Below are 22822 nucleotides of genomic sequence, written 5' to 3' on the forward strand. Positions count from 1 at the left end.
AGATTCTATTCCGGTTCGCCTGACGGGGGACGAACGGCGGTGGTCTGGGTCCCGAGACTTCGCAGGAACGCGTTCAGGTCCGCCAAGTCTCCCGGCGACAGACCTTTCAGCAGGCCACCCGGCATCAGCGACTGACTGAGGGGCCGCTTGATTTCGATATCCTGCGATTCCAGGCGATAGGTGCGGTTGTTCGCATCCCGCAGCACGAGGCCATCCACCGATTCATAGACGATCAACCCTGTGCGAACCTGTCCCTGCTTGGTGACAATCTGCATGGTCTGATAGCGAGGAGAAACATCCTGATTCGGAAAAGCGATGGCGATGAACAAATCGTCGCGTGAAAAACGACCGGCGACACCGGTCAGGTCCGGTCCCAGTGCGGTCCGGCTGCCGTGGCACTGCACACATCCGCGATGCTGGAAAATGAGCTGTCCCCGCGCGGCATCCCCGGCGGCCCAGTTCACCTGTTCCAGCTGCTGTTTCAGTTCCGCGATGCTGCCCGCCTCTTCGCCGGACTGCAGGGCATACTCCGCGGGAAACCGGCTCTGCACCGCAGCAATCCAGGCACTGATGGCTGACTGCTGGGGATCACCATCACGGCCGAGAATGTAACCGTGGTCTTCCTTCAGATTGCGACGCAGCATCTCAACCAGCATGTCCCGCGAGAGCCGTTCCTCTCCCTTGTCGCCCAACTTGCGCAGGGCCCGCACGCACATGACGTTTTCCAGCGGGTCCGTGGAGGGCTTCAACGATGCCAGGGCATGAATGCAAGCCTGAGTCACTTCCAGCGGCGCTGAATCGAGACCCTGAATCAGCAGCCGGCGGTCCTGCTCTTCCGGTCGTTCGGCCAAACTCAGCAGGACAGCGCTCCGCAATGAATAGTCCGAGAACTTCTGCCGCAGCAGATTACGGTCAGCGGGATTCGGTGACTCGGCCAGCAGGAACACCACATCCGGATTCCAGACATAGTCATCATCATTGGCGATCTGCCGGCTGAAGGCAGCAATCACCGCATCGAAGCTGTCTTCGGGCATGGACGGGATGTAAGGGACATGTCCTGGCAGCCCGAACTGCGGATGCTCGAGAATGGCCACCGGCAGGCGCGGATCACGTTCGACTAGCGCCTGATACAGTTCGCCGATGCGATCGGGCCAATGCGTATCCTGTCGCAGCTTCCGTTCGGCAATTTTGACTTCCAGCTGAATCATGGCATTGGCAATCACCTGCCGTTGTTCCGGTCCGGGCTGCGCCGGAATCCGGGAGGCCACGATCAGGTGATGAATGTCATCAACGGGGTCACTCGTGGAGGTGATGCGGGTCAGCACTTCCCCCAGCAGACGATCATTCGGGGGCTGGATCATCGCGATAATCCGTTCCAGTTCGTGGTCCAGCTGCGCATCGCCCGAGGGATAAAGCGCACTGATGGCAATCCGCAGTCCGTCGAGCTGCTGCTCGTGTTCTGCCAGACTGGCCCTGGGGGCATAACCATCGAAAACCGCAGGGAGTTGGCCATCGGGGGGCGTCAGGTCCCCCAGTCCCAACTGCAGCACGCGTGCGGCCTCCAGCTTCAGCCCCACATCCTGCTTCCCTTTCAGGACCCGCAGGGCGATCTCCACCGGGTATTGCTGATAGCCGCTGTTCCGGGCAGCGTAGGCAGCAGCGACCGGCATGGCAGCCCGCCAGCCTGCAGGAAACCCGACTTCGGCCATTTTGTAGAACGTGGTATTGGACGTCAGAGTGAGCAACCGCATCGCGGACTGACGGACGAAGCGGTCGGGATGCGCCAGCTGTTGACCGAATGAGGCAATGAGCTCATCAAAAACTTCGGCCTGGGCACCTCCCAGCGCTTCCATGGCAGCGCGGACGACAAACGGACTTTGATCTTTCAGAAATGGTTCGATGAACCGGTGATTGGGAGTGCCCGGCTGCGTTCGGCCGACGGACCAGACGGCGCGAGTCCGTACCGCGGCACTCGGATCTGCCGACAGGCTCAGCACCGCATCCCCACCCAACCCGTTGAACTTCTCTGTCAGAATTTCGATGGCCCGAATGCGTTCGGCATCCGGACGGCTCCGGTCTTCCGCAGCCTGCAGGAAGGGCTCACTGTTCAGTTGCAGCGCCAACGGTTCCCAGACACGACGGGCCCAACTGCTCAGCGGCTGCGGAGCCTGCAGGCAGAGCTGCAGCTTCTGTGAATTGGTCAGCGCAGCAAGGTTCAGTTCCGCCGGCGGCCAGACGACCGGTTGCGAGTCTTTGGCTTTCACACGGTACACACCGCCGCGGGTCCCTCGTCCCCCCACAGCAATATACAGGGTGCCATCCGGAGCGACTTCCACATCGGTCGGTGCAAAGCCATGCTGGCCGACAGCGGTCATGAAATCGGTTGACTCACTGGTCCACGTGCTTCCCTCCGGCTTGAGCTTGAGCGCCAGCACCCGGCCATAGGTCCAGTCGAGCACGAACAGCGCTCCCTGATAGGCAGCGGGAAAGTGCCGATGCTGGTAGCTGGCGACGCCGGTAGGGGATCCGCGTCCAAACGAGCCGACCACCGGTGGCATATCGAAGAAGTAGTCCCGGCGTTTCCAGCTGGAACTGATCCAGCCCTGATGCGATCCGGGCAACACATGGAAAACCCGATTTTCGCAGTACCACGGCAGGCTGATATCGCGCTCGTCATCGCTGTCGAACGAGAACACGTCCCCCAGCGCATTGAAATCAAAGTCATAGGCGTTGCGAAAGCCGTGAGCGAACACTTCCCCTTTGGAAAGATCGGGCGAGAGCCGCAGCAGCGTGCCGGCCACCGGCTGTGTCACCGGAGAGGTCGGCAGCGAAATATACTTGTCAGTCACACCGGCGTGGTTGCCGGCGATGACATACCACCAGCCGTCCGGTCCCTTGCGGATGGCATGCACACCATGTTCGTTGCCAGCCTTGATCTTGAGGAACACATCCGGGGGGCCATCTGCCCGGTCATTTCCATCACGGTCCCGGAAGCGGATCAATCCGGCATCACCCGCGCAGAGCAGATCGCGGCCGACAAAGTACATTCCCTGAGCACCGGTCCGGGGCCCGTCCGCGAATGGAATGGCGACGTCGGCGACGCCGTCTCCATTTGTATCCTGCAGGATCTTAACGTAGCCCGCACCCGAAACGACTACCCGCCCCAGCGAATCAATCGTCATCGAATAGATATCGTGGGCGAGATGGTCATCGGCATAGAGCGTGACCTCAAACCCTTCGGGAACCTGAACTCCCAGATCTTCCGCAGCCTGCAGGAAATCACAGGCTGCGAACACTCCGAGAACCAAGCCGGCGGCGAACACCCATCTGCCCGGAATCTGTGCCAAGAGACTCATCCTTAGTCTGGCCAATTCAAAACACAGAAGACAAAGGAACAGTCCCTTGACCTGCGATCCGTCTCATCTTGCATCATGACAAGCCATTGCGGACCGTGGCATGATACTCCGATCGGCATTTTCAGGGCAATGCGGGGTTGTTAGACTCCCAAATCCGGTTCCTCATCCAAACGGGCGAAAGCCGTTTCAGCACGGCGATTGCGATTGACCGTGAGAGGAGCCTGTGTTTTATCAGGCAAAACAACGTCGGCCTGCTCCCGGAGACGGAACTCAGTCAATCCGGCTCCGCACCAGAAAGCCCTGCAGCCGTCAGGAGACCGCTGCACTTCCCGGTTGAATCTCATGCACTTTTCGGCTCCAGCCCCCGAGTTGACTCTTCAGCCCTCATCCTTCCACCAGCGCGGAGGGATGTTTCGGAAGATGGTCCTGCTCGTTGGTTCCATCTGTGCGCTGCTGATCACCCAGAGTACGTTCACCGCCGCACAGGAACCGTCTGCGTCGGCACCCCCGATCACGAGTGCGGCCGCTTCAACATCTGCCGAGCCGACCTCCCCGGCGCACGAGACGGGCGCAGCCGATGCCCCTGCCGGGGAAACCCAACACAGTCCGGTCGGTCAGCTGCTGCTGGCCCTCGTGCTGATTCTGCTGCTCGCCAAGATCTTCGGAGACATTTTCGAACGGCTGGGAATGCCGGCCGTGCTCGGAGAACTGGCGGTCGGAATTCTGCTGGGGAATCTGGGGTGGCTGTTTGGCTGGCATCAGCTGAATTTTCTGCACGCCCCCGACCCGCATGACCTGACGAATCCCTATACCACGGGAGCCATGCTGAAGGTGCTGGCGGAGATCGGGGTAATTCTGCTGTTGTTCGAGGTCGGTCTGGAATCGACCGTGGCGGGAATGATGAAGGTGGGAGCCTCATCGCTGGTGGTCGCTCTCCTCGGAGTGGTGGCGCCGATGCTGCTCGGACTGCTGGTGGGCAAGATGCTGCTGGCGGATGAACCCTGGCAGATCTGGCTGTTTCTCGGAGCCACGCTGTCGGCCACGAGCGTCGGAATCACCGCGCGAGTCCTCAAAGATCTCGGCCGGAGCCAGCAGCGGGAATCGCAGATCATTCTCGGAGCAGCGGTCATCGACGATGTCCTCGGCCTGCTGGTGCTGGCGGTGGTGGTCGGAATTATTCAGAAGGGTGCCGACTTCGACGCCAAGAGCCTGCTGACGTTATTGGCTAGTTCGATCGGCTTTCTACTGGGAGCGGTGCTGATCGGCGGAAGAATCGTCAAGCCGCTGTTCAAGGCGGCCAACTTCCTGAAAGGGCACAACCTGCTGGTGGTGACGAGCCTGGTGATTTGCTTCACCTTCGCCTACCTGGCCGGCCTCGCCGGGCTGGCTCCGATCGTCGGAGCCTTTGCCGCCGGACTGATTCTCGAGCACGCGCATTATCACGACGTCGCGCTGCGCGAAAATGTTGAACTGGAAGCAGCCCTCAAACCGCTCACCAGCGTGCTGGTTCCGATCTTCTTCGTGCAGATGGGGATCATGGTCGACCTGAGCAGCTTCACAAACCCCGAGGTCTGGCTTCTCGCCGGAGCCTTAACCGTCGCTGCGGTCATCGGCAAACAGATCTGTTCGCTCGGCGTGCTGGAGAAAGGGCTCGACCGGCTGTCGGTCGGTCTGGGGATGATTCCGAGGGGCGAAGTCGGATTGATCTTCGCCTCGGTCGGTGCAGGCCTGATGGTCGGCGGTGAGAAAGTGATCAGCGACGAGACCTATTCCGCCATCGTGGTTATGGTCCTGCTGACCACCCTCGTCACGCCGCCACTCCTGAAATGGTCCATGAGCCGCCGACCGGCGTCACCTCCCGTCGCCTGACTTCCAGAAGACGAGGATCCGCCGCCGCATCAGTTGTGGGCCACGCTGCAATGCGGGCAGGAGTAATGTAGGCTGAGTCGTTCCACCGTCCACTCCGGTTCCGGTCCGGAGCCGACATGGATCAGGTGGACCACGCCCCGTCCCAGTTCAAGGGCCGTCTCCACGGAGTCGGCGATGCGGCCGCGGGAATCGGGATCGACCTTCACCCGGTCGACGATCGCCTCGACCGTGTGCTCCCGCTTGTGATCCATCTTCGGAATGTCATCGAGAGGATACGTCACTCCGTTGATCCGCACCCGCAGGAAGCCCTGCGTCCCGAGACGATCCCACAGCTTGGCATAGCTCTGGCCATGATCGATCTGAATCGGAGCCCCGAGATAGAGCTTGGTTCCCTCGGAGAGAGACATCACCCGGCTGACAATCTGATCAGTCGTCTGTCGCGTGACCGGCTGCTGGCAGTCGGGACAGTACATCTGGCCGAGCCGGGCGAAGAGGACCCGCAGGTAGTCGTAGATTTCGGTCACCGTTCCGACGGTCGAGCGGGGTGTGGAGCCGACGGTCTTCTGTTCGATGGCAATCGCCGGTGAGAGGCCGGAGATATGTTCCAGCCGGGGCTTGGGCATCTGACCGAGAAACTGCCGGGCATACGCGGAGAGGGACTCCACATACCGCCGCTGCCCCTCGGCATAGAGCGTATCCATGGCCAGCGATGTTTTCCCCGAACCGCTGGGACCGCAGAAGACACTCATCCGATCGCGAGGCACGGTGATGTCGATCGATTGCAGGTTATGCTGGGCTGCGCCACGAATCACGATGGAATCCTGTGCCTCATGCTCTTTCGCAGCGGCCTGCTTCTTCGTGGTCGTTTTCTTCGCGACCGCACGCTGGGGAACCGGCTTCGCCTTCGGGTTCAGAATTTTCTGCAGCGCTCGCCCGGTGTGTGATTCGGGGCAGGCGGCAATCTCTTCCGGAGTTCCACACGCGATCACCCGTCCCCCTCCCGAGCCCCCTTCCGGACCGATATCGATAATCCAGTCGGCGGTCTTGATCACATCGAGATTGTGTTCGATGACCAGCACGGTATTGCCGTCGTTGGCGAACCCATGCAGCACCTCCAGCAGTTTGTGGACATCGGCGAAGTGCAGACCGGTGGTCGGCTCATCCAGCAGGTACAACGTTTTGCCGGTCGAGCGCTTTCCCAGTTCCTTCGCCAGCTTGATGCGTTGCGCTTCCCCTCCGGAGACCGTGGGAGAGGGCTGCCCCAGCTTCATGTAATCGAGCCCGACATCGTGCAGCGTCTGCAGCATCCGGTGAATCTTCGGATGATTCTTGAAATGCTCCAGCGCTTCCTGCACGTCCATATCAAGCACGTCGGCAATCGATTTATCGCGGTACTTGACCTCCAGTGTTTCGTGGTTGAACCGTTTGCCGTTGCAGAGTGTGCAGGGGACCCAGATGTCGGCCAGAAAATCCATTTCCAGCCGCGTGGCGCCGTGTCCTTCACAGGCTTCGCAGCGTCCTCCCTCCACGTTGAAGCTGAAGCGTCCCGGCTGATATCCACGCAGCTTGGCCTGCGGCAACTGGGTGTACAGATTGCGAATTTCGTCAAACAGTTTGACGTACGTCGCCGGATTGGAACGGGGGGTCCGTCCGATCGGCGACTGATCGATGTCGATCGCCTTGTCGAGATGATTCAGGCCGTTGATCCGCTTATGGGCTCCCGGCTGACCTTTTCCCTGATTCAGATCCCGATTCAGGACTTCCCAGAGAATGTCGTTGCAGAGCGAACTCTTCCCCGAGCCGCTCACCCCGGTCACGCAGGTGAAGACTCCCAATGGAATCTCGACATCGACATTCTGCAGGTTGTGATGCGTGGCGCCGACGATCTTGAGTTTGTTCTTGCCGATCGGCCGGCGTTCTTTCGGGACGGCAATCGATTCCCGCCCGGAGAGATAGGCACCGGTCACGCTGCGGGGATTGGCCATGATTTCATCAGCCGTTCCCAGGGCGACGATTTCTCCGCCGCGTACTCCCGGCCCCGGTCCGAAGTCGACAATATGATCGGCTGCCCGCATCGTGTCTTCATCATGCTCCACCACGACCACGGTGTTCCCCTGATCGCGGAGATTGAGCAGGCTTTCGAGCAGCAGGTCGTTGTCGCGCGGGTGCAGACCAATCGACGGTTCATCCAGAATATACAGCACCCCCACCAGTCCGGAGCCGATCTGCCCGGCCAGTCGAATCCGCTGCGATTCTCCCCCGGAGAGTGTCGGCGCGGTCCGGTCGAGCGTCAGATAGCCAAGTCCGCAGCGCAACAGAAATCCGAGCCGGCCCCGAATCTCCTTCAACGCCTCGACTGCGATCAGCCGACCGGAATCGTTCAGCGCGAGTTCTTCAAAGAAACGGGCAGCATCCGAAACCGCCAGATGACAGACCTGCGGCAGCGACAATGCGGTGTCGACCGATCCGTAGGTGCGCGAAGTCAGCCGTACGCTGCGGGCCTGGGCGTTCAGCCGCTCCCCCCGGCAGGTGGAACAGGGAATGACCTCCATGTACTTCTCCAGCTGACGCCGGCGCATGGGGTTCTTCCCTTTGGTGTATTCATCAAGGAGTCCGCGCGTGTAGCCCTCCCACTTTCCCCCATGCTTCCACATCCCGCCGGAGTGCCGCCACGAGAACGTGATGTTGCGGTCCCCCATGCCATACAGAAACTTCTGCCTCGCTGCTTCCGGCAGCTCTTCCCAGGGAGTCTTGAGAAACGAATCCTCTTTCAGCTGACAATCCTGTTCGATCGCCCCGGCTACCCCCTGCAGCAGATGTCGCTGCCAGCGTCCCACTTTCCGCAGTGACTTCATCAGCGTGATCGCCCCTTTCGCGATCGACAGCGCGGGGTCGGGAATCAGGTGTTCGATCAGAAAGTCATGCCGCATACCCAGGCCGGTGCAGTCCGGACACATCCCCAGCGGACTGTTGAAGCTGAACAGCTGCGGCGACGGGGGCTCATAACTGATGCCGCAATCCGGGCAGGCGTAACGGGCAGAGTACAGCCGCTCTCCCCCCTGCTCTCCATCCGTCAGCACGATCAGGCGGCCATCGCTCACCTTGAGCGCGGTTTCGATGGCATCGGCGAGTCGCGTCCGCAGCCCTTTCCCGGAAACCAGCCGATCGATCAGCACGTCAATCGTATGCTTGAAGTGCTTCTTCAGGCCGAGGTCTTCGGACAGGTTGACGATCTCGCCGTCAACGCGGGCGCGGATGAAGCCCTGTTTCAGCAGATCGGCGAAGAGGTCGCGGAACTCCCCTTTCTGCTGCTGGATCAGCGGTGCGAGGATCTGAAACTTCGTCCCTTCCGGCAGGGCGAGGATGCTCTCCAGAATCTGGTCGGTCGACTGCGCGGTGATCGGCTGGTGGCATTTGACACAGAAGCCCTGGCCGACCCGGGCGTACAGCACCCGCAGATAGTCGTAGATCTCGGTAATCGTGCCGACGGTGCTGCGGGGATTGCGCGACGTCGCCTTCTGCTGAATGGAAATCGACGGCGCCAGCCCGGTGATGGTGTCGACTTCGGGCTTGGGCATTTGTCCCAGAAACTGCCGGGCGTAGGTGGAGAGCGATTCCACGTATCGCCGCTGCCCTTCCGCGTACAGGGTGTCGAAGGCCAGCGAGCTTTTCCCCGAGCCGCTGACGCCGGTCATGCAGATCAGCTTGTTGCGGGGGAGCGTGACGTCGACGTTCTGCAGATTGTGCTCTCGCGCCCCCCGAATGACGATGTCAGCTGCCGGCATGGAAGTCCGTTCCGCGAAGAATGTCTCGTGGGCCGCAAGACTGGCCCTGATTTCGGTATTGTACAGGCGTCAATTATAGGCCTCCCCCCGCAGGCCAGCCACCAGCCGGAAAGCAGCGTTCAGTACAATTTTCGATCTGCCGGGAAGCGCTGACACCAGTCACCGCCACTGCTCTCCGATTCCTGAGTTGTTGCGGACGCACCTCGCGGCCGCATTGGAGATCCTCCATGCGACTCTGCTACAACTGCGATCGTCCACAGGTTCAACAGGCTGCGACATGTCTGACAAGTCCATCTGGCCGGAATCCGATGTCACGCGGCAACTCGTCAACGCGGCTGCCGCAGGGGACCCTGCCGCCGTGAATGCGGTGATGGAGCGGCACCGCGACGCCCTGAAGCGGCTGATTCATTTTCGCCTCGACCGGCGCATCGCCGCACGGGTCGATGCCAGCGATGTCGTGCAGGACGTTCTGCTGGAAGCCAGCCGACGACTGCGGGAATACGTGGAGCACCCGCAGATGCCGTTTCACCTCTGGTTACGGCACCTCGCTCAGGACCGCATGATCGACCTGCATCGGCGGCATCATGCGCAGCGACGGTCGGTCGATCGCGAGCAACGTCTGGCCGGCGCCGGACGCCCCGACCAGTCCTCCATCGATCTCGCGGCGCAGCTGGCGGACGCGGAACTGACCCCGGCGGCAGCCACCATTCGCAAAGAACTGGAAGAACGGTTTCTCGATGCTCTCGACCAGCTCGATGAGACCGACCGCGAAGTGATTGTAATGCGGCATGTTGAACATCTGGAGAGCCGCGAAATTGCCGAGGTTCTGAAACTCTCTCCTTCTGCCGCCGGCATGCGTTACCTGCGGGCCCTGCGCAAGCTGCGCGCGCTGCTCACCGAGCCACCCTCGGTGAGTTAGCGCGGGTTGAGTTCTGATTGACTCGTCCTCGCCACGGGGATATCAGCATTTCACCAGACGAGAGGCTTGCAGCGGGGGGACGGAAAACAAGGCCCGCACGGCCCCGCATCCGACACGGGACCAACTGGTCAGCGGGAGTAAACGACCTCGCCCCGGGTCACGGTCTGTCGAACATCAATTCGCCCGGCAACCGGGTCGTGATCGAACAGGACCAGATCGGCCGCGGAACCGGGCTCCAGCGAAGCGATCGTGACGTTGAGGAGTTTCGCGGGATTGACGCTCGCCATCCGCCAAGCTTCCGCCAGCGAACAACCGAGAATCTTGACCGCCCAGCCGACACAGCTTTCAGTGAAGGCTCCCGAACCGGCGAGATAATTCCGCTGCCCCGCGACCACGATCCGGCCATCTTCCAGCACTTCGTAACGGGACTGCAGATACCCATATTCACCCGGAGCACAGCCCGCCAGGCCGGAGGCGTCACAGGTGATGATCACCTTGTCCGCACCTTTCGCGAAGTAGACAGATCGCAGAAAACTGGGAGGAATGTGGAAGCCGTCGCTGATCACGCTGGCGGACAACCGGGGCTCGCCCAGCTGATCCCAGAGATAGTTCGGGTGCCTTGGCAAGACCGCATGGGCGCCGTTGCCCAGGTGCGTACTGAGCGATGCGCCGGCATCGACGGCGGCTTCAATCTGGGCGCTGTTGGCAGCGGTATGTCCGATCGAGACCACCACCCCCGCAGCGGTCGCCCGGCGGATGAATTCCGGTGCCCCCGCGGACTCGGCAGCCACCGTGACCAGTCGGATCCGGTTCCCCGAGGCCCGTTGCCACGATTCAAACTCTTCCCAGTTGCAGCCACGCACCTGATCACGATGATGTGCCCCGCGCGGACCATCCTCAGACGCCAGAAACGGTCCCTCCAGATGACAGCCCGCCACCATCCAGTTCACCCAGTCGTAGCGCTCACACGCTTCGCGCACCACGTTGAACCCATGCTCCAGAACTTCGCGCGAGTTCGTAATCAGCGTCGGACAGACACGGGTCATGCCGTGCGTGCGATACGCCTCGAGAATGGTAATGACCTGTTCAACGGTCAGATGGTCGTCACCAAACCAGATGTTGCCAAAGCCGTTGACCTGCAGATCGAATAAGCCGGGAGCGATCCACGGCAGCGTGGCGGTGGTGTCCAGGGAGCGAATGGAAGCGATCGCATCTCCCTCGACAGTGACTTCAATAGGAAGACCGGTTTCGAAATGACGTGCTTGAAGTTTCATGTTGATCTTACTGAAAAACTGTCATGAGCGCAGTGCGCTCTTCAGGGCTGCTGACCAGAAAAACCAACCCGGACGCTGCCGGGCGAAATGAGGTGATTCCGGACACCTCTTTCTAGTTCGCACGCAGCGGGCTTTCCAACGGAAACGTCGTCCGGAATGCGAAAAGTCCCGATTTTGGGGGAGCGGGAACGCTTACGGAATGCGGCGTCCCGCAGCGGGCCACGGTCCCGGGACCAGAACATCCCGTGCACCAATGCGTTATTACCGATCCTCTCCGGGAACATGGCAGACTTCGACCACAACAGCGCTGGAGTTGTCGCGTCCCGATTCTTCTGTGGCTGCCTGCACAATCCGCTGTGCAATCGTGGAGGAATCGACCGCTCCCCCGGGGCCGGCTTCGCGCACCATCTCATCCAGTGCCCGGTCCCACAACCCTTCCACCACGCCGTCGGTGCAGAGCAGGAAGCGGTCCCCGACCTCGCAGCGGACATCGCCGAGATGCGGACGGACGAACTGGTTCCCGGCTCCCAGCGCCTGCGCCAGCACATTCTTGCGAGGATGATTACGGGCCTCACGTTCATTGAGCTGGCCGTTTCGACGAAGCCAGCCGACATGCGTGTGATCTTCCGTCAGCTGAATGATTCCCCCCGCTTTGGGAAGATGATAGATCCGGCTGTCGCCGATATGCCCGAAATAGAACCAGCCCGAGGAGTACCAGAGCATGCTGAGCGTCGCCCCCATGTTCCGTCCCTCATCATAGCTCTGTCCAAGGGTGGTCAGCTGTCGGTGAATTCCCTGAAACAGGTCCTCCAGACAGTCTTTGATCCCCGAGCGGTTGTGCGCGGGCGAAAACTGGTAACGTCGGGACATTAACCGGGTGATGTTGTCGAGCGCAAACTTGCTCGCAAACTCGCCGGATCGTTCCCCCCCCATGCCGTCGCTGACCGCGAAGACATAGTCGAAGTCCCCCGTCGGCACTTCTCCCTTGCTGGCGAGATAAATGAACTCGGCCGGATTGAAAGCCACCGCCAGATATTCATCTTCGTTGTTGGGCCGGTACTTGCCCCGATCGCTGCTGCCCGACCAGCGCAGTCCCAGCCGGCCTTCTCCCGTGATGCCCTGCGGGGCCGCTTTGTCACCTGCAGCGACAGGTTCCAGCGTCGCCTGTTCATCAAGAATCGTGGCGAATTCAAAGTCGATAATGCAGAATCGGCCATCCTTCGCCCGGTAAGTGATGTTGCGGAGAAACGGGTCGTCGTGCCGCACTCCGAAACTTTCCAGTTCCTGAAACAGCTCCTTCAATCGCTCGTCGCTCAGCTGCTCCACGCGGGCGCCGCAGTTGGAGGTGACCAGCTCCAGCTTGTCGCGATCGAACGACAGGACCCGGGGGACGAACTCGCAGCCCCGCTGTTCCAGATATTTCAGCACCCGGATTTCGTTCTCGAACCGCTGTTCGGCATCCTTCGCCCGGAAGAACTTGTGCACCGTGCCGTCGTAGCCGATTCGAACCAGTGCCCGAGCGGTGTTTTTGGCTTCTTCCATAAATTGCAGTTCTTCCAACCAGATCCCGGATGAATTCCAACAGCGTCCGCAGTCGGCCTCAGGGTGGTTCCGAAGAGGACTCCTCAGACTGCGGAAGTCAGGGGCCCTTGCCTGTCCCCTGCGGAGCGGGTGTGAGCACGATCCGAAACGGTTCAAGCGTTTTGGTGACGTGCACTTCGGCCAGGACCGCGTCCAGAATATTCCCCACCGTCGTGTTTTCCAATGTGATCGCGACCGTCTGTCGGCGAGTTTCTTCCGGCAACTGCGAGAAATCAATCGGCACACCGGCCGCTTCCCCGAGATCCTGCAGCAGATCGACAAGCGGAGCCGGAGTCGATTGCTCAAAGCGGAGCACCGGTTGCGAGAGCTGTTGCGCAATGTCGAATTTCGGCAGGTTCATCTCCAGGAATGCAGGAATCGGAGCTTCCGGCACGACGGGAGGATCGGCAGTCCCTGCCACGGGGGGAGTCGTCACCGCTACGGGGAGGTTCATGGTCAGGGGATCACCCGCCACAGCCAGATTGAGCGGCAGGCCGTCGGCCATCGCTGCCATTCGTCGCATCAGAACGGGGTCTGTCGCCTTCGACAGAAAGCGCACACTTCCATCCGCCAGTAACACGAACATGCCGTCGGGTTGTCCGGTTCCGAAGCCGTCCGGTCCGTTGATGTATGGTTCCTGTGTCAGCCCCCGCTGTGTCGATTCATCCGCGCGCGCCCAAGAGCCGAGTCGGCCGGTGACACCCGCCAGCAGTAGCGTATTGGACAGCCCATCTTTGACATCGCTCAGCTTGGTCTGTCGCTGCTGCGCGAAGATCCCGGCCCGGGGATGCTGCGCGGGCAGCGTGGCGGAATCGGCCCCGACGCCGGTGATCCCCACAAAGTGACTGGCCGGATAACGGTCTTCCCCGACTTTGGTCTCGAGGGCAGGATTATCAAACGCCTGAAACCGTCGCCGCACGAATTCATCGTTTACCGGGGCGTTCCAGCGTTCATCCCAGTCAATCCGGGCAGGCGGAAGTGTGCTGCCGGCCAGCGGCGCAATCCAGCTGTAGGGACGGGGCGTTTCTCCCCCCCCTCGATAGACACCGGCGGGGAACAGGTCCTGCTCTGCGATTTGGGGGAGCATCAGGGTATAAATGCCCAGCAGGCGCTCCTCGGGCCCCTCAGCTTTGGCGGCCGCAGGCTCGGGCTCTCTGACAGGCGGAGCGGTCGCGGAGGCCTCGGGCGAGTTCCCCTCGGGTTGCGGTAAATCTGCGGGGGGAGCCTTCACCACTGTCGGCTCGCCCATGCGCAAGGCGAACCAGAGTCCGCCCAGCACCAGCACCACGGCCCCCGCAATCGCCAGCCACCGGGCACTCCCAGCCACCGGGCCGGGCTGCTCGAACAGGTCCGGTGCCGCTTGCGTCGACTCAACGACACTTCCGATAAACCCGTTCGCGGTCTCCTCGACGCGGAGGGGCTGCCTGCAGTCGGGGCAGTCGATCGTCCGGCCGCGGAGACTTTTGTCGCGCAGACGCAGCGGTGTCGAGCAGTGAGGACAATGGAATTCGTGCATCTCAAATCCGTTCGAGAAAAGCGGCTCTCACTCAATTGTGGTGCAGAGCGCCCGCCGCTCCAAGTCTGCCGCCCCTCCACCGATGAAAATCCAGTCCCGCGGCCCTGAATCGGCCGCAGCAGCACTGCCGGACAAGCCTTCCGGGAGCGATGTCAGTGGAACTTCAACCGCCAACCGCACCGGTTCTAGCGGTCGTAACGCCCGAACGGAATGCCCGTTCGTTCGGCAACTTCACTCGAAAATCGCGGTGATTTCCTGAAACACGATTCTTCCGCCTCGTCTGCCAGACGTTTCCAGATAAGATTCTTTCAACCCTTACAGAAGATGGAATCGGGCAGTGGCTGCGTATCGAGAACGTGTTTCGACAGCAATGGACCTGCTTACGGCGGGGTTGACCCCCTATGTCGAGACGAAACTGCGCTCCGCTCTGCAGGACAACTGGACCAAAGCGGTTGTTTCCGCCTTTCGCGACGATCGCAACCGCGTCAACGGTGACAAGGTCGACTGGGATGCCCAGGCCCTGTTGACAGTCATGTGGGATCAGTGGAACGCCATTTTCCGCGATGATCTGGGGCACTTCGAGCGGAGCCTGGTCAGCGAGCTGCGGGAAGTCCGGAACCGCTGGGCGCATCAGCACGAGTTCAACTTCGACGACGCGTTTCGCGTGCTCGACAGTGTCGACCGGCTCCTCTCCTCCGTGCGAGCGCCGAATGTTGCCACGGTCAAGCATGAGAAATCGGACCTGCTGGAATCGCATGTGGCCGAAGCGGTCAACACCCAGGTGCAGAAGACCGCCTTTCAGCGGAACAAGTGGTGGATCATCGCCATCTACACGCTCTGCTGCGGGCTGATCGTCGGGCACTCCCTGTTCGACGGCGGAAACGGCAACGCCGCACTCGGTTCCATTGTGCTGCTGGTCTTCATCTATCTGATTTACCAGCAGTTCAAGATGGAGCCGCCGCTCCTCTATGGCCCGCGCGAATGCCCTCGCTGCCACCGGATCGTTTACCGCAAAATCTGCCCTTACTGCAGCAGCGGCGAAACTTGAGCAGGTTGCTCCTCCGCCCCCCGGGCAGCACGACCTTCTATTGATCTCCGGCGTCACTCCGCGTGGCGAGACCGGGTGAATGCAAAAATCAAAGTGCTCATCAAAAAATCCGCCGCACCCTGGGGAGTGCGACGGAATGTGCTTCTCAGAATGGACTGGCTGAAATCAGACTTCCGGTGCGTACAGCACTTTCGGAGTCCCGTTCCCGGCGTGATACAGCACCAGTCCTCCATCGGGACCATTCACACGCACCACGGCATCGGGTCGACCGGCTGAGGCCTCTTCCAGAATTGCTTCCAGCGCCTGCACGGTTGCCACCACCTGCCGGTCAGCCGCCAGATCGTTGTAGCCCAGCTGCTGCATTTCGGCGAGACGGGCAGCACGCCCTGCTTTTTCGCCTCCATGCTCGACATAGGCGACTTCCCGGATGAAGCGCTCAATCACTTCGATGCCGTAACCGCGCTGGGCTCGCTCCTGCCACGGCTCGAGGAAGCTTCCGTTGTAGTGGTTGTTCATCGAATTCTTCAGCGTGATCGGTGTCCGACCTTCCACGGTGCACTCCACACCGCGCTTCCGCGAATGACCATTCCACAGACCGTTGTCGAAGCGGAACTGCACTTCCTGCTCGACATAACCGGGGAAGTTGTCGGGAGTGACCCACGACGTATGCACGTCGAACGCCGCCTCGCGGCCATCCGCGTACTGATACACGGTCTTCGACTGCACGCTGTCCCAGGTGGGGCCATCCGCCTTGCCGACCAGACCACGCTGTCCGGAAGCAGTAATCGTCTTCAGCTTCCCGCCGAACGTGAAATCGATCAGTTTGTAATAGTGCACCGCCACATAGGTTCCGGGGTTCCGCCCCGTGATCCATTCGGCGAACTGGCTGCCGGAGATCGATTTCGGCTCCAGCAGTGAGCAGTAGCCGTTGTTGACATGCTGCAGCACGTTGTCGGCGACCAGTGTCCGCAGCTTCTTGTGATCGGGATCGAGCAACTTGTGGTAGACAACTTTCGCGAGGACCCCTTTGTCATGAGCCAGCTTCACCAGCTCATCAAGCTGGCTGAGCTGCAGCACCGAGGGCTTCTCGATAATGACATGCTTTCCCTGCTCGATCGCCAGCCGCGCGGACTCGAAATGTCGATCGTCGGGAGTGGCGACGCAGACCAGATCGACACCATGCGCGAGCAGATCCTGCGTGCAGTTCTCCCCGGAGGCCGAATAGAAATCTTTCGTGGCGGCCGGGGCGACTTTGCGATAGCTCTCAGCCCGTTTGCCGGTGCGGGACGCGACGCCGGCGAGCTGCACATCGACCACACCGAAGCTGCGGTCATAAACCCCCTGCGCGGCGGCGCGCTCGAAAAAGGGGCGATACGTTTCGTCGAAAATCATTCCCATGCCGATCATGCCGGCACGGACAACGGGATTTCCCATGGGACCCAATTTCCTCAAGGAGTGTCACGCGAGTCGGAATTACCATTTGGAACAACCTGCATCATGGCAACTGACGAAAGCGATTTCGAGGCAGCCAACCGCCGAAATTTCGCACCCGTTGAATTCGAGAGGAATCTCCTGCCGAACGTCGTGAAAGACTGCAGATTGACCTGAAAATCCCCATAGAAAACGTCTATGAGACTGAAATTTCAAGGGGACTTTCCGGCTGTGGAACTGATGGGTGGCCCGTGGGCGGGGTTCTCATTCTGCCTGAATGTGTCACAATAGTCGGATCGGCGCATCGTCCGCCGAAAATCGTCCGATCTGAGTCGTGTCCGTGCCAGCCCCATTCGGGATTGGGTTACCCCCTCCCCAGTCGGCCAACCTGGCCCTCCCGCAGTCGTTCTGAAGGAATCTCCCCGCTCCATGGATGATCTGACTCCGCCCCAACGTGCTGCCGTGGAGCATCTTGAAGGCCCCCTGCTCATTCTGGCCGGTCCGGGCTCGGGCAAGACCCGTGTTGTCACCCGCCGCATTGCCAACCTGCTGGCGCATGGAGTGCGTCAACACCAGATTCTCGCGATCACGTTCACCAACAAAGCGGCCGGCGAGATGGCGGAACGGGTCGGCTCGCTGGTGCCGAATTCCCGTGTCTGGATCAGCACCTTTCATCGCTTTTGCGCGCGTCTGCTGCGTCAGTACGGCGAGGTGGTCGGCCTGAAATCCAACTTTTCGATTCTCGATACCGGCGACCAGCGGCAGGCGCTGCGACGGGTCCTGGTGGATCTGGACTATGACCCCGCGCACTTCGCTCCCGATAAAATCGCCTGGCGGATCAGCAACGCCAAGAACGACCTGATCACACCGGAGCTGTATCACGAACGGTTTGAAGCTTCGGTTGCGGATCATCTGCAGGCGGTCGTCCGCCGGGTCTATCCGGCGTATCAGAAATGGCTGCTCGACTCGAATGCTGTCGACTTCGATGACCTGCTGATGCATGCCGCCCTGCTGCTGGCCGACAACCCCGACCTGCGAGAGCAACTCGACTCGCGCTACCGCTATGTCCTCGTCGATGAGTATCAGGACACCAACCTGGCGCAGTACCAGATTGTGGCGGCGCTGTCACAGACCTATCAGAACCTGTGCGTTACCGGTGATCCTGACCAGTCGATCTACGGCTGGCGCGGGGCCCGCATTGAAAACATCCTGCGCTTCGAACGGGACTATCCGCAGGCGAGCACGATTCGGCTGGAACAGAACTTCCGCAGCACACAGGCGATCCTCCGCGCTGCCGATTCACTGATCATCAATAACCGGCAACGCAAACATAAAGAGCTGCATACCGACAAACATGAAGGGACACCGGTTCAGCTGCTGCGGTTTCAGGATTCGTACGCGGAAGCGGAAGGGATCGCGCTGCAGATCCGCCAGCTGATGAATCAGCACCAGCTGAACTGGAACGACTTCGCCATCTTTTACCGGGTCAACTCTCTCTCGCGACAGCTGGAGCTCGCCTTCACCCGGAATCGCATTCCGTATCAGGTGGCTGCCGGTGTGGCATTCTATGACCGTGCGGAGATCAAGGATCTCCTTGCTTATCTGCGGCTCATCGAAAACCCGGCCGACGAATCCGCCTTTCTGCGGATCGTCAACAAGCCGCTGCGGGGACTGGGAAAAACCTCGCAGGACCGTCTGCTCAACTGGGCGCGGCAACAGGGCTCGACATTGCTCGAAGCGGCCGCCAAGGCCGACAAGGTGCCGAAGCTGTCCAAAAAAGCGGTCGTCATGTTCAAGCTGTTCGCGAAAATGTTCGAGGAACTTTCGCTGGCCGGCGCGGGTTCGGTGGCGGACCTGCTGACGGATACGGTGCGGAAGTCGCGCTACACCGCCGCATGGGAAGGGCTCGACAATGAAGAGGCCCGCGAACATCTGGCGAATGTCGAGGAACTTGTCGCTTCAGCCCGGCTCTACGATTCCGCTGCCGGAGAAGAACGGAGCCTGCAGGGCTTTCTGGAGCAGACCGCGCTCGTCAGCGACCTCGATCGACTCGATGACGAATCGGGCCGCGTCACCCTGATGACGTTGCATGCCGCGAAGGGGCTGGAGTTCCCGGCCGCTTTTATCGTCGGCGTGGAAGATGGCCTGATTCCTCACGAACGCTCGCAGCGCGATGAATCGGGACGGGAATGCGAAGAAGAACGTCGACTGCTGTTTGTCGGCATCACCCGTGCACGGGAGCATCTCTTTTTGACCGAATCGCGCATTCGCTCGATGCATGGCCGGACAATGCCGACGATCATGAGTCCCTTCCTGCGCGAGCTGGACATTGAACAGGTGGAAGTGGCGATGCGGGGAGACGAATTTGCCGGAGGCTGGGGACCGACAGTCACTCCTGCTTCCCCGGCGGTCAGCACATCTCCGGAAACAGGGTCTTCTGTCGCAGCTGCGGAAGAGGCTCCTTTTGTGCATCCGATGAATGTCCGCAAGCCGCTGCTCACCACCGGGGCCTCACTCCTCTCGGGACAAGGAGTCTCAGTGCAGCTGCCGGTTGGCTTCAGCATCGGCCAACAGGTTCGGCATCCCCGCTATGGTCGCGGAACGGTGCAGGAAGTGAGCGGGTTCGGCAAGCTGCGGACGGTCACCGTGAAATTTCCGGATCAGGATCGCATCGAAACGTTTGTCGCTGCGCAGGCACCTCTGCAACCGATCGGCTGAGCATCTTCGCTTTGGAAGTCCCCGTTCCGGCCCGGAGGAAATGAGCATCTCCTCACACGAAACATGTGTCGCTCGGGCACAGGAAGGACCAATCTGCTCTACGCAGCCTGTGCCGCTGCCGCTTCGATCGACTGCAGCCGATCGACAATTTCCTGCAGACAGGAGAAGTAGCGAGTCACCGCCTGGTCGGGTCCTTCCCGCAGCTGGGCCTGAATCTGCACGAAAGGACAGGCGATCACTTCCGGACCGATCTCGATCCCCCACCACCCCTCCCGTTCTCGCCATTCGCCTCCGCAGGTTCGGCGAATCGATTCACCGAGAAAGGCCCCCAGATTGAAAACCGCCTGCTCGGCGAGCGGAGTCTGCAGCATCTCGCGGGCCTGCTCCAGATAGGTCGCCAGATGAGCGATCCCCGCTGCGTCATAAGTCAGAGTGATGTCGAGTTCATCGGCAAAGACCCCGACAACAAGTTCAGCCTGACGTTGAAAGCTCGCGGAATTCGGTTCAGGTGAGGACATGACAGGGCTCCTGCAGTGAGAGGGGAGTGAAACTGCGAGTGGAAGGCTTCAGGTTATGTCTTGTTCAGCAGTGCAAGGACCTGCTGAGGAATCTGGTTGGCGGAGGAGAGGACCGACGTTCCCGCCTGCACGAGAATCTGCTGCCGCGTGAAGTTGGCGATTTCAGAGGCGAAGTCGGTGTCACGAATCGTCGACTCCGCACTGACCGTGTTCTCAAGCGTGGTGCGGAGATTGTTGGCGGTCGATTCCAGAGTGTTCCCCTGGAACGAGCCGAGTTCGCCGCGCAGAATGGTGATGTCCGTAATGGCGGAGTCGATAATGCTGATTGCATCCTGAGCCTTGGCGGCGGAAGTGACGTTGATCTCGGCGAGGTTATTGAACCGGTTTCCGTTCACACCGACTCCCAGCGACTGGGCGTAGATCTGCGGGATCGCAATTTTTGTCGACTGATGCGTGTTGGGGCCGATCTGAAAGACCAGTGAATTATCGGTAACCGTGACATTCCCTTGTGCTCCCGACACGGTGCTGGTCGGGTCGCTGCCACTCAGGCCAACTTTGATCACCAGTCCCTTGGCAGGTCCGCTCGTCGCCTGCAGCAAATTGCCGTTCCCGGTGAAGCTCGTTCCGCCAATGGTCCCCGTCACATCGGTGCCGACCGCATTGACGCCGGTGGTGCCAAAACCGCTGCTGCTGGCTGCGCCCGCCTGATTGGAAATCACCGACAGCTTGGCATTGGCTCCAAACTCGGTTGTGTAAAGCCGCGTGGCTCCGGAGCTGATGTCGGCACTCACCCCGGTCGATGCCGTGAAGGTGTTGATGCGGGCGACCACTTCTGATTGCGAGAGCCCCGCATTCAGGGTGATGCTGACGCCGTTGATCGTGAGGATTTCATCCGCAGCCAGCGGGTCGGTCTGATCGAACCCCGCATCGGTGGTGGCGCGCGTCGCTGCCGAAGTGATGTTAATGTTATACGCCCCGGCGGTGGTATTGCTGCTCGCCTTCAGAAACGAGATGTTGCTATTGCTGGCGACGCCGCTGATGCCGGAAGAGCCGTTCAACAGGTTCTTGGTCCCGAATTGCGTGTTGTTGGCGATACGGTCGATCGTCTGCAGAGCGTTTTCAATTTCGGCCTGATTGGCTGCCTGGGCATCTTCATCATTGACGCCCGCGTTGGCGGAATCGATCGCCAGCCCTCGAACCTTCAGCAGCAGCGCATTGATCTCGCTGAGCGCTCCTTCGGCGGTCTGCACCAGTGAAACCGCCTTGTCTGCGTTTTCAATGGCTTTCTGCAGACCGGAAATCTGGGCCCGCTGGCGTTCGGAAATGACCAGTCCGGATGGATCATCGGCTCCGCGATTGACGCGAAACCCGGAGGACAATCGCTCGATGGAACGCGAGAGTCCGACGGACGCCTTGTTCAGCTGATTCTGTGCCGTCATCGACGACACATTGTTTGCGATTGTCAGTCCCATCGCAGAGTCCTTTCTGCTATCCGGCTGCCGACCGAAGCGGCCTCATGCCCGGCCGAAAAACGTGTCGGCCTGAAATCACTCCGGCTGTCGGGGACGATCGAAATCGGATCGCCCCGCTTCCGGAGAGTGCGTACACTCACAGGAGAGTCTTCCCGCCTGCGGAAGGAGCGGCCCTGCTGAGACAGCAGTGGCTGCGCACGGCGCCGACAGGCAAGTGTCACCTGCAGTAGGATCGGTGATCCGTACCGGCAAGGTCATGTCTGACTCCGCCAGCGAAGCGAGTTCCGCCGCATTTCATGGAAATCACGCACGGTGCGTAATTTCGCGCTCAGCCCCTTGCGCAACAGCTCCGGTGGCCATTCCGCCAGTTGGAACTCCTCAGAGACCGACGCGTCAGCGAGGATTATCCTGGAACTACGCCGGAAGACTCCGGGCCGCGACAGCCAACCCTTGCAGCGTGAGTGCCGGTTCATGTCGGGTTCCCGGCAGATGCGGTGCGAGGATGACTGCCGCTCCGCCGGTCAATAGCACAAGCGGTTCCCCTTCCGTTTGCTTCAGTGCGGCGGTGTAACGGGTCACCATTTCCCGCACCGCCCCCAGATGCCCCCAGTACAACCCGCTGCTGATGGCGGCCTGCGTGTTCTTACCGAGCAACGGCGGAGCATGCTCCAGCAGCTTCCAGACATCAATGACTGGCAAGGTCGTGGTGTAGTCGTGGAGCGACTGCGCCCCGAGCAGAATGCCCGGCAGAATTGCCCCGCCATCAAACGCGCCATGCCGGTTCAGCACATCCACCGTGATGGCGGTTCCCGAACTGACCGTGATGACCGGCTGCCCGGGAGCACGGATGACGTTCGCAGCGGACGCATTCAACAGTCGATCGATCCCCACCTTCTCCGGAAAGTCGACATGAACCGGGATCGGCAGCAGGGTCCGGTCGGTAAACCAGTAGGGTTCCGGCAGGTTGTTCGGCCAGGACTCCAGCAGTTCCTCGGTCTTCTGACGATTCGTTCCCGAGATGATCGCACGGGTCAGATTCTGCGCAGTCGCCAACGCAGCCAGCAACGGCCAGTCGATCGTTTCCAGACTGTGAAACGCCAGCAGCTTGTCGACCTGCGGAAGGGATTGCCCCCCCGCATCCAGACAGCTGGCAAATTTGTAGCGGGTATGTCCGACATCGACGATGAGTAAGCGCTGATCCATAAACTGCAGGATATCGCAGTTTCTGCTCGTGAGCTACAGGTGTCGTCAGGCGACATTCGACACCGAATTCACAATGGTCTCTTCAAAGCGGCCTGTTCACAGGGGCCTGACATCCCAGACATGGCTTTCAAT

The 22822-nt window shown here is 60.7% G+C and carries 12 protein-coding genes and 1 pseudogene; 4 read left to right on the forward strand and 9 right to left on the reverse strand.

The features are described from left to right. Positions 1-5: 5 nt before the first annotated feature. Positions 6-3347 carry a PVC-type heme-binding CxxCH protein gene (locus SH664x_RS18165; protein WP_437203284.1) on the reverse strand — a complete coding sequence of 1114 codons (3342 nt, stop codon included), beginning with the start codon at positions 3345-3347 and terminating at the stop codon, positions 6-8. Between the two features lie 429 nt (positions 3348-3776). Between SH664x_RS18165 and SH664x_RS18170 the strand changes: the two genes are divergently transcribed. Next, positions 3777-5225 (forward strand): cation:proton antiporter, encoded by a 1449-nt coding sequence (locus SH664x_RS18170; protein ID WP_437203286.1) that lies wholly within the window; start codon positions 3777-3779, stop codon positions 5223-5225. Positions 5226-5314: 89 nt separating this feature from the next. Here the strand turns inward: SH664x_RS18170 and uvrA are convergent. Beyond that, positions 5315-9010 (reverse strand): annotated as a pseudogene (uvrA, locus tag SH664x_RS18175) (excinuclease ABC subunit UvrA); the annotation flags it as partial. Positions 9011-9287: 277 nt separating this feature from the next. Here uvrA and SH664x_RS18180 point away from each other — a divergent pair. Further along, complete coding sequence (locus SH664x_RS18180; protein WP_437203287.1) at positions 9288-9929, forward strand: sigma-70 family RNA polymerase sigma factor; 642 nt, start codon at positions 9288-9290, stop codon at positions 9927-9929. Positions 9930-10057: 128 nt separating this feature from the next. Here SH664x_RS18180 and SH664x_RS18185 read toward each other — a convergent pair whose 3' ends face one another. The 3 genes from SH664x_RS18185 to SH664x_RS18195 form a co-directional block, all read right to left on the reverse strand. Continuing rightward, positions 10058-11203 carry an N-acetylglucosamine-6-phosphate deacetylase gene (locus tag SH664x_RS18185; protein WP_437203289.1) on the reverse strand — a complete coding sequence of 382 codons (1146 nt, stop codon included), beginning with the start codon at positions 11201-11203 and terminating at the stop codon, positions 10058-10060. A gap of 261 nt (positions 11204-11464) precedes the next feature. Beyond that, positions 11465-12763, reverse strand: coding sequence for a protein phosphatase 2C domain-containing protein (locus tag SH664x_RS18190; RefSeq protein ID WP_437203291.1), 1299 nt, complete (start codon positions 12761-12763; stop codon positions 11465-11467). Positions 12764-12842: 79 nt separating this feature from the next. Continuing rightward, positions 12843-14300 carry an H-X9-DG-CTERM domain-containing protein gene (locus tag SH664x_RS18195; RefSeq protein WP_437203293.1) on the reverse strand — a complete coding sequence of 486 codons (1458 nt, stop codon included), beginning with the start codon at positions 14298-14300 and terminating at the stop codon, positions 12843-12845. 337 nt (positions 14301-14637) lie between these two features. On the opposite strand from SH664x_RS18195, the gene SH664x_RS18200 reads away from it, so the two are divergent. Further along, positions 14638-15348, forward strand: coding sequence for a Swt1 family HEPN domain-containing protein (locus tag SH664x_RS18200; protein ID WP_437203294.1), 711 nt, complete (start codon positions 14638-14640; stop codon positions 15346-15348). 165 nt (positions 15349-15513) lie between these two features. Here the strand turns inward: SH664x_RS18200 and SH664x_RS18205 are convergent, their stop codons facing one another. After that, positions 15514-16782, reverse strand: coding sequence for a Gfo/Idh/MocA family protein (locus tag SH664x_RS18205; RefSeq protein ID WP_437203296.1), 1269 nt, complete (start codon positions 16780-16782; stop codon positions 15514-15516). A gap of 426 nt (positions 16783-17208) precedes the next feature. Here SH664x_RS18205 and SH664x_RS18210 point away from each other — a divergent pair, with 426 nt between their 5' ends. Then, the gene (locus tag SH664x_RS18210; protein WP_437203297.1) at positions 17209-19497 is read left to right on the forward strand and encodes an ATP-dependent helicase; all 2289 of its coding nucleotides are present in this window, start codon (positions 17209-17211) and stop codon (positions 19495-19497) included. Positions 19498-19595: 98 nt separating this feature from the next. On the opposite strand, the gene SH664x_RS18215 is transcribed toward SH664x_RS18210, so the two are convergent. The 3 genes from SH664x_RS18215 to SH664x_RS18225 form a co-directional block, all read right to left on the reverse strand. Then, on the reverse strand, positions 19596-20015 hold the full coding sequence (locus tag SH664x_RS18215) for a hypothetical protein (protein ID WP_437203299.1): 420 nt from the start codon (positions 20013-20015) through the stop codon (positions 19596-19598). 53 nt (positions 20016-20068) lie between these two features. Next, positions 20069-21487, reverse strand: coding sequence for a flagellin (locus tag SH664x_RS18220; protein ID WP_437203300.1), 1419 nt, complete (start codon positions 21485-21487; stop codon positions 20069-20071). 414 nt (positions 21488-21901) lie between these two features. Then, complete coding sequence (locus SH664x_RS18225; protein ID WP_437203302.1) at positions 21902-22690, reverse strand: type III pantothenate kinase; 789 nt, start codon at positions 22688-22690, stop codon at positions 21902-21904. Between the last annotated feature and the right edge of the window lie 132 nt (positions 22691-22822).

Origin of the sequence: Planctomicrobium aquicomposti, from assembly GCF_051466325.1 — a bacterium.
Lineage (GTDB): Bacteria > Planctomycetota > Planctomycetia > Planctomycetales > Planctomycetaceae > Planctomicrobium.

What these genes read in the sequence shown, in the direction of transcription:
- SH664x_RS18170 (WP_437203286.1), top strand. Translation starts at nt 3,777, where the DNA reads ATGGTCCTGCTCGTTGGTTCCATCTGTGCGCTGCTGATCACCCAGAGT.
- SH664x_RS18180 (WP_437203287.1), top strand. Translation starts at nt 9,288, where the DNA reads ATGTCTGACAAGTCCATCTGGCCGGAATCCGATGTCACGCGGCAACTC.
- SH664x_RS18185 (WP_437203289.1), bottom strand. Translation starts at nt 11,203, where the DNA reads ATGAAACTTCAAGCACGTCATTTCGAAACCGGTCTTCCTATTGAAGTC.
- SH664x_RS18195 (WP_437203293.1), bottom strand. Translation starts at nt 14,300, where the DNA reads ATGCACGAATTCCATTGTCCTCACTGCTCGACACCGCTGCGTCTGCGC.
- SH664x_RS18205 (WP_437203296.1), bottom strand. Translation starts at nt 16,782, where the DNA reads ATGGGAAATCCCGTTGTCCGTGCCGGCATGATCGGCATGGGAATGATT.
- SH664x_RS18210 (WP_437203297.1), top strand. Translation starts at nt 17,209, where the DNA reads ATGGATGATCTGACTCCGCCCCAACGTGCTGCCGTGGAGCATCTTGAA.
- SH664x_RS18215 (WP_437203299.1), bottom strand. Translation starts at nt 20,015, where the DNA reads ATGTCCTCACCTGAACCGAATTCCGCGAGCTTTCAACGTCAGGCTGAA.
- SH664x_RS18220 (WP_437203300.1), bottom strand. Translation starts at nt 21,487, where the DNA reads ATGGGACTGACAATCGCAAACAATGTGTCGTCGATGACGGCACAGAAT.
- SH664x_RS18225 (WP_437203302.1), bottom strand. Translation starts at nt 22,690, where the DNA reads ATGGATCAGCGCTTACTCATCGTCGATGTCGGACATACCCGCTACAAA.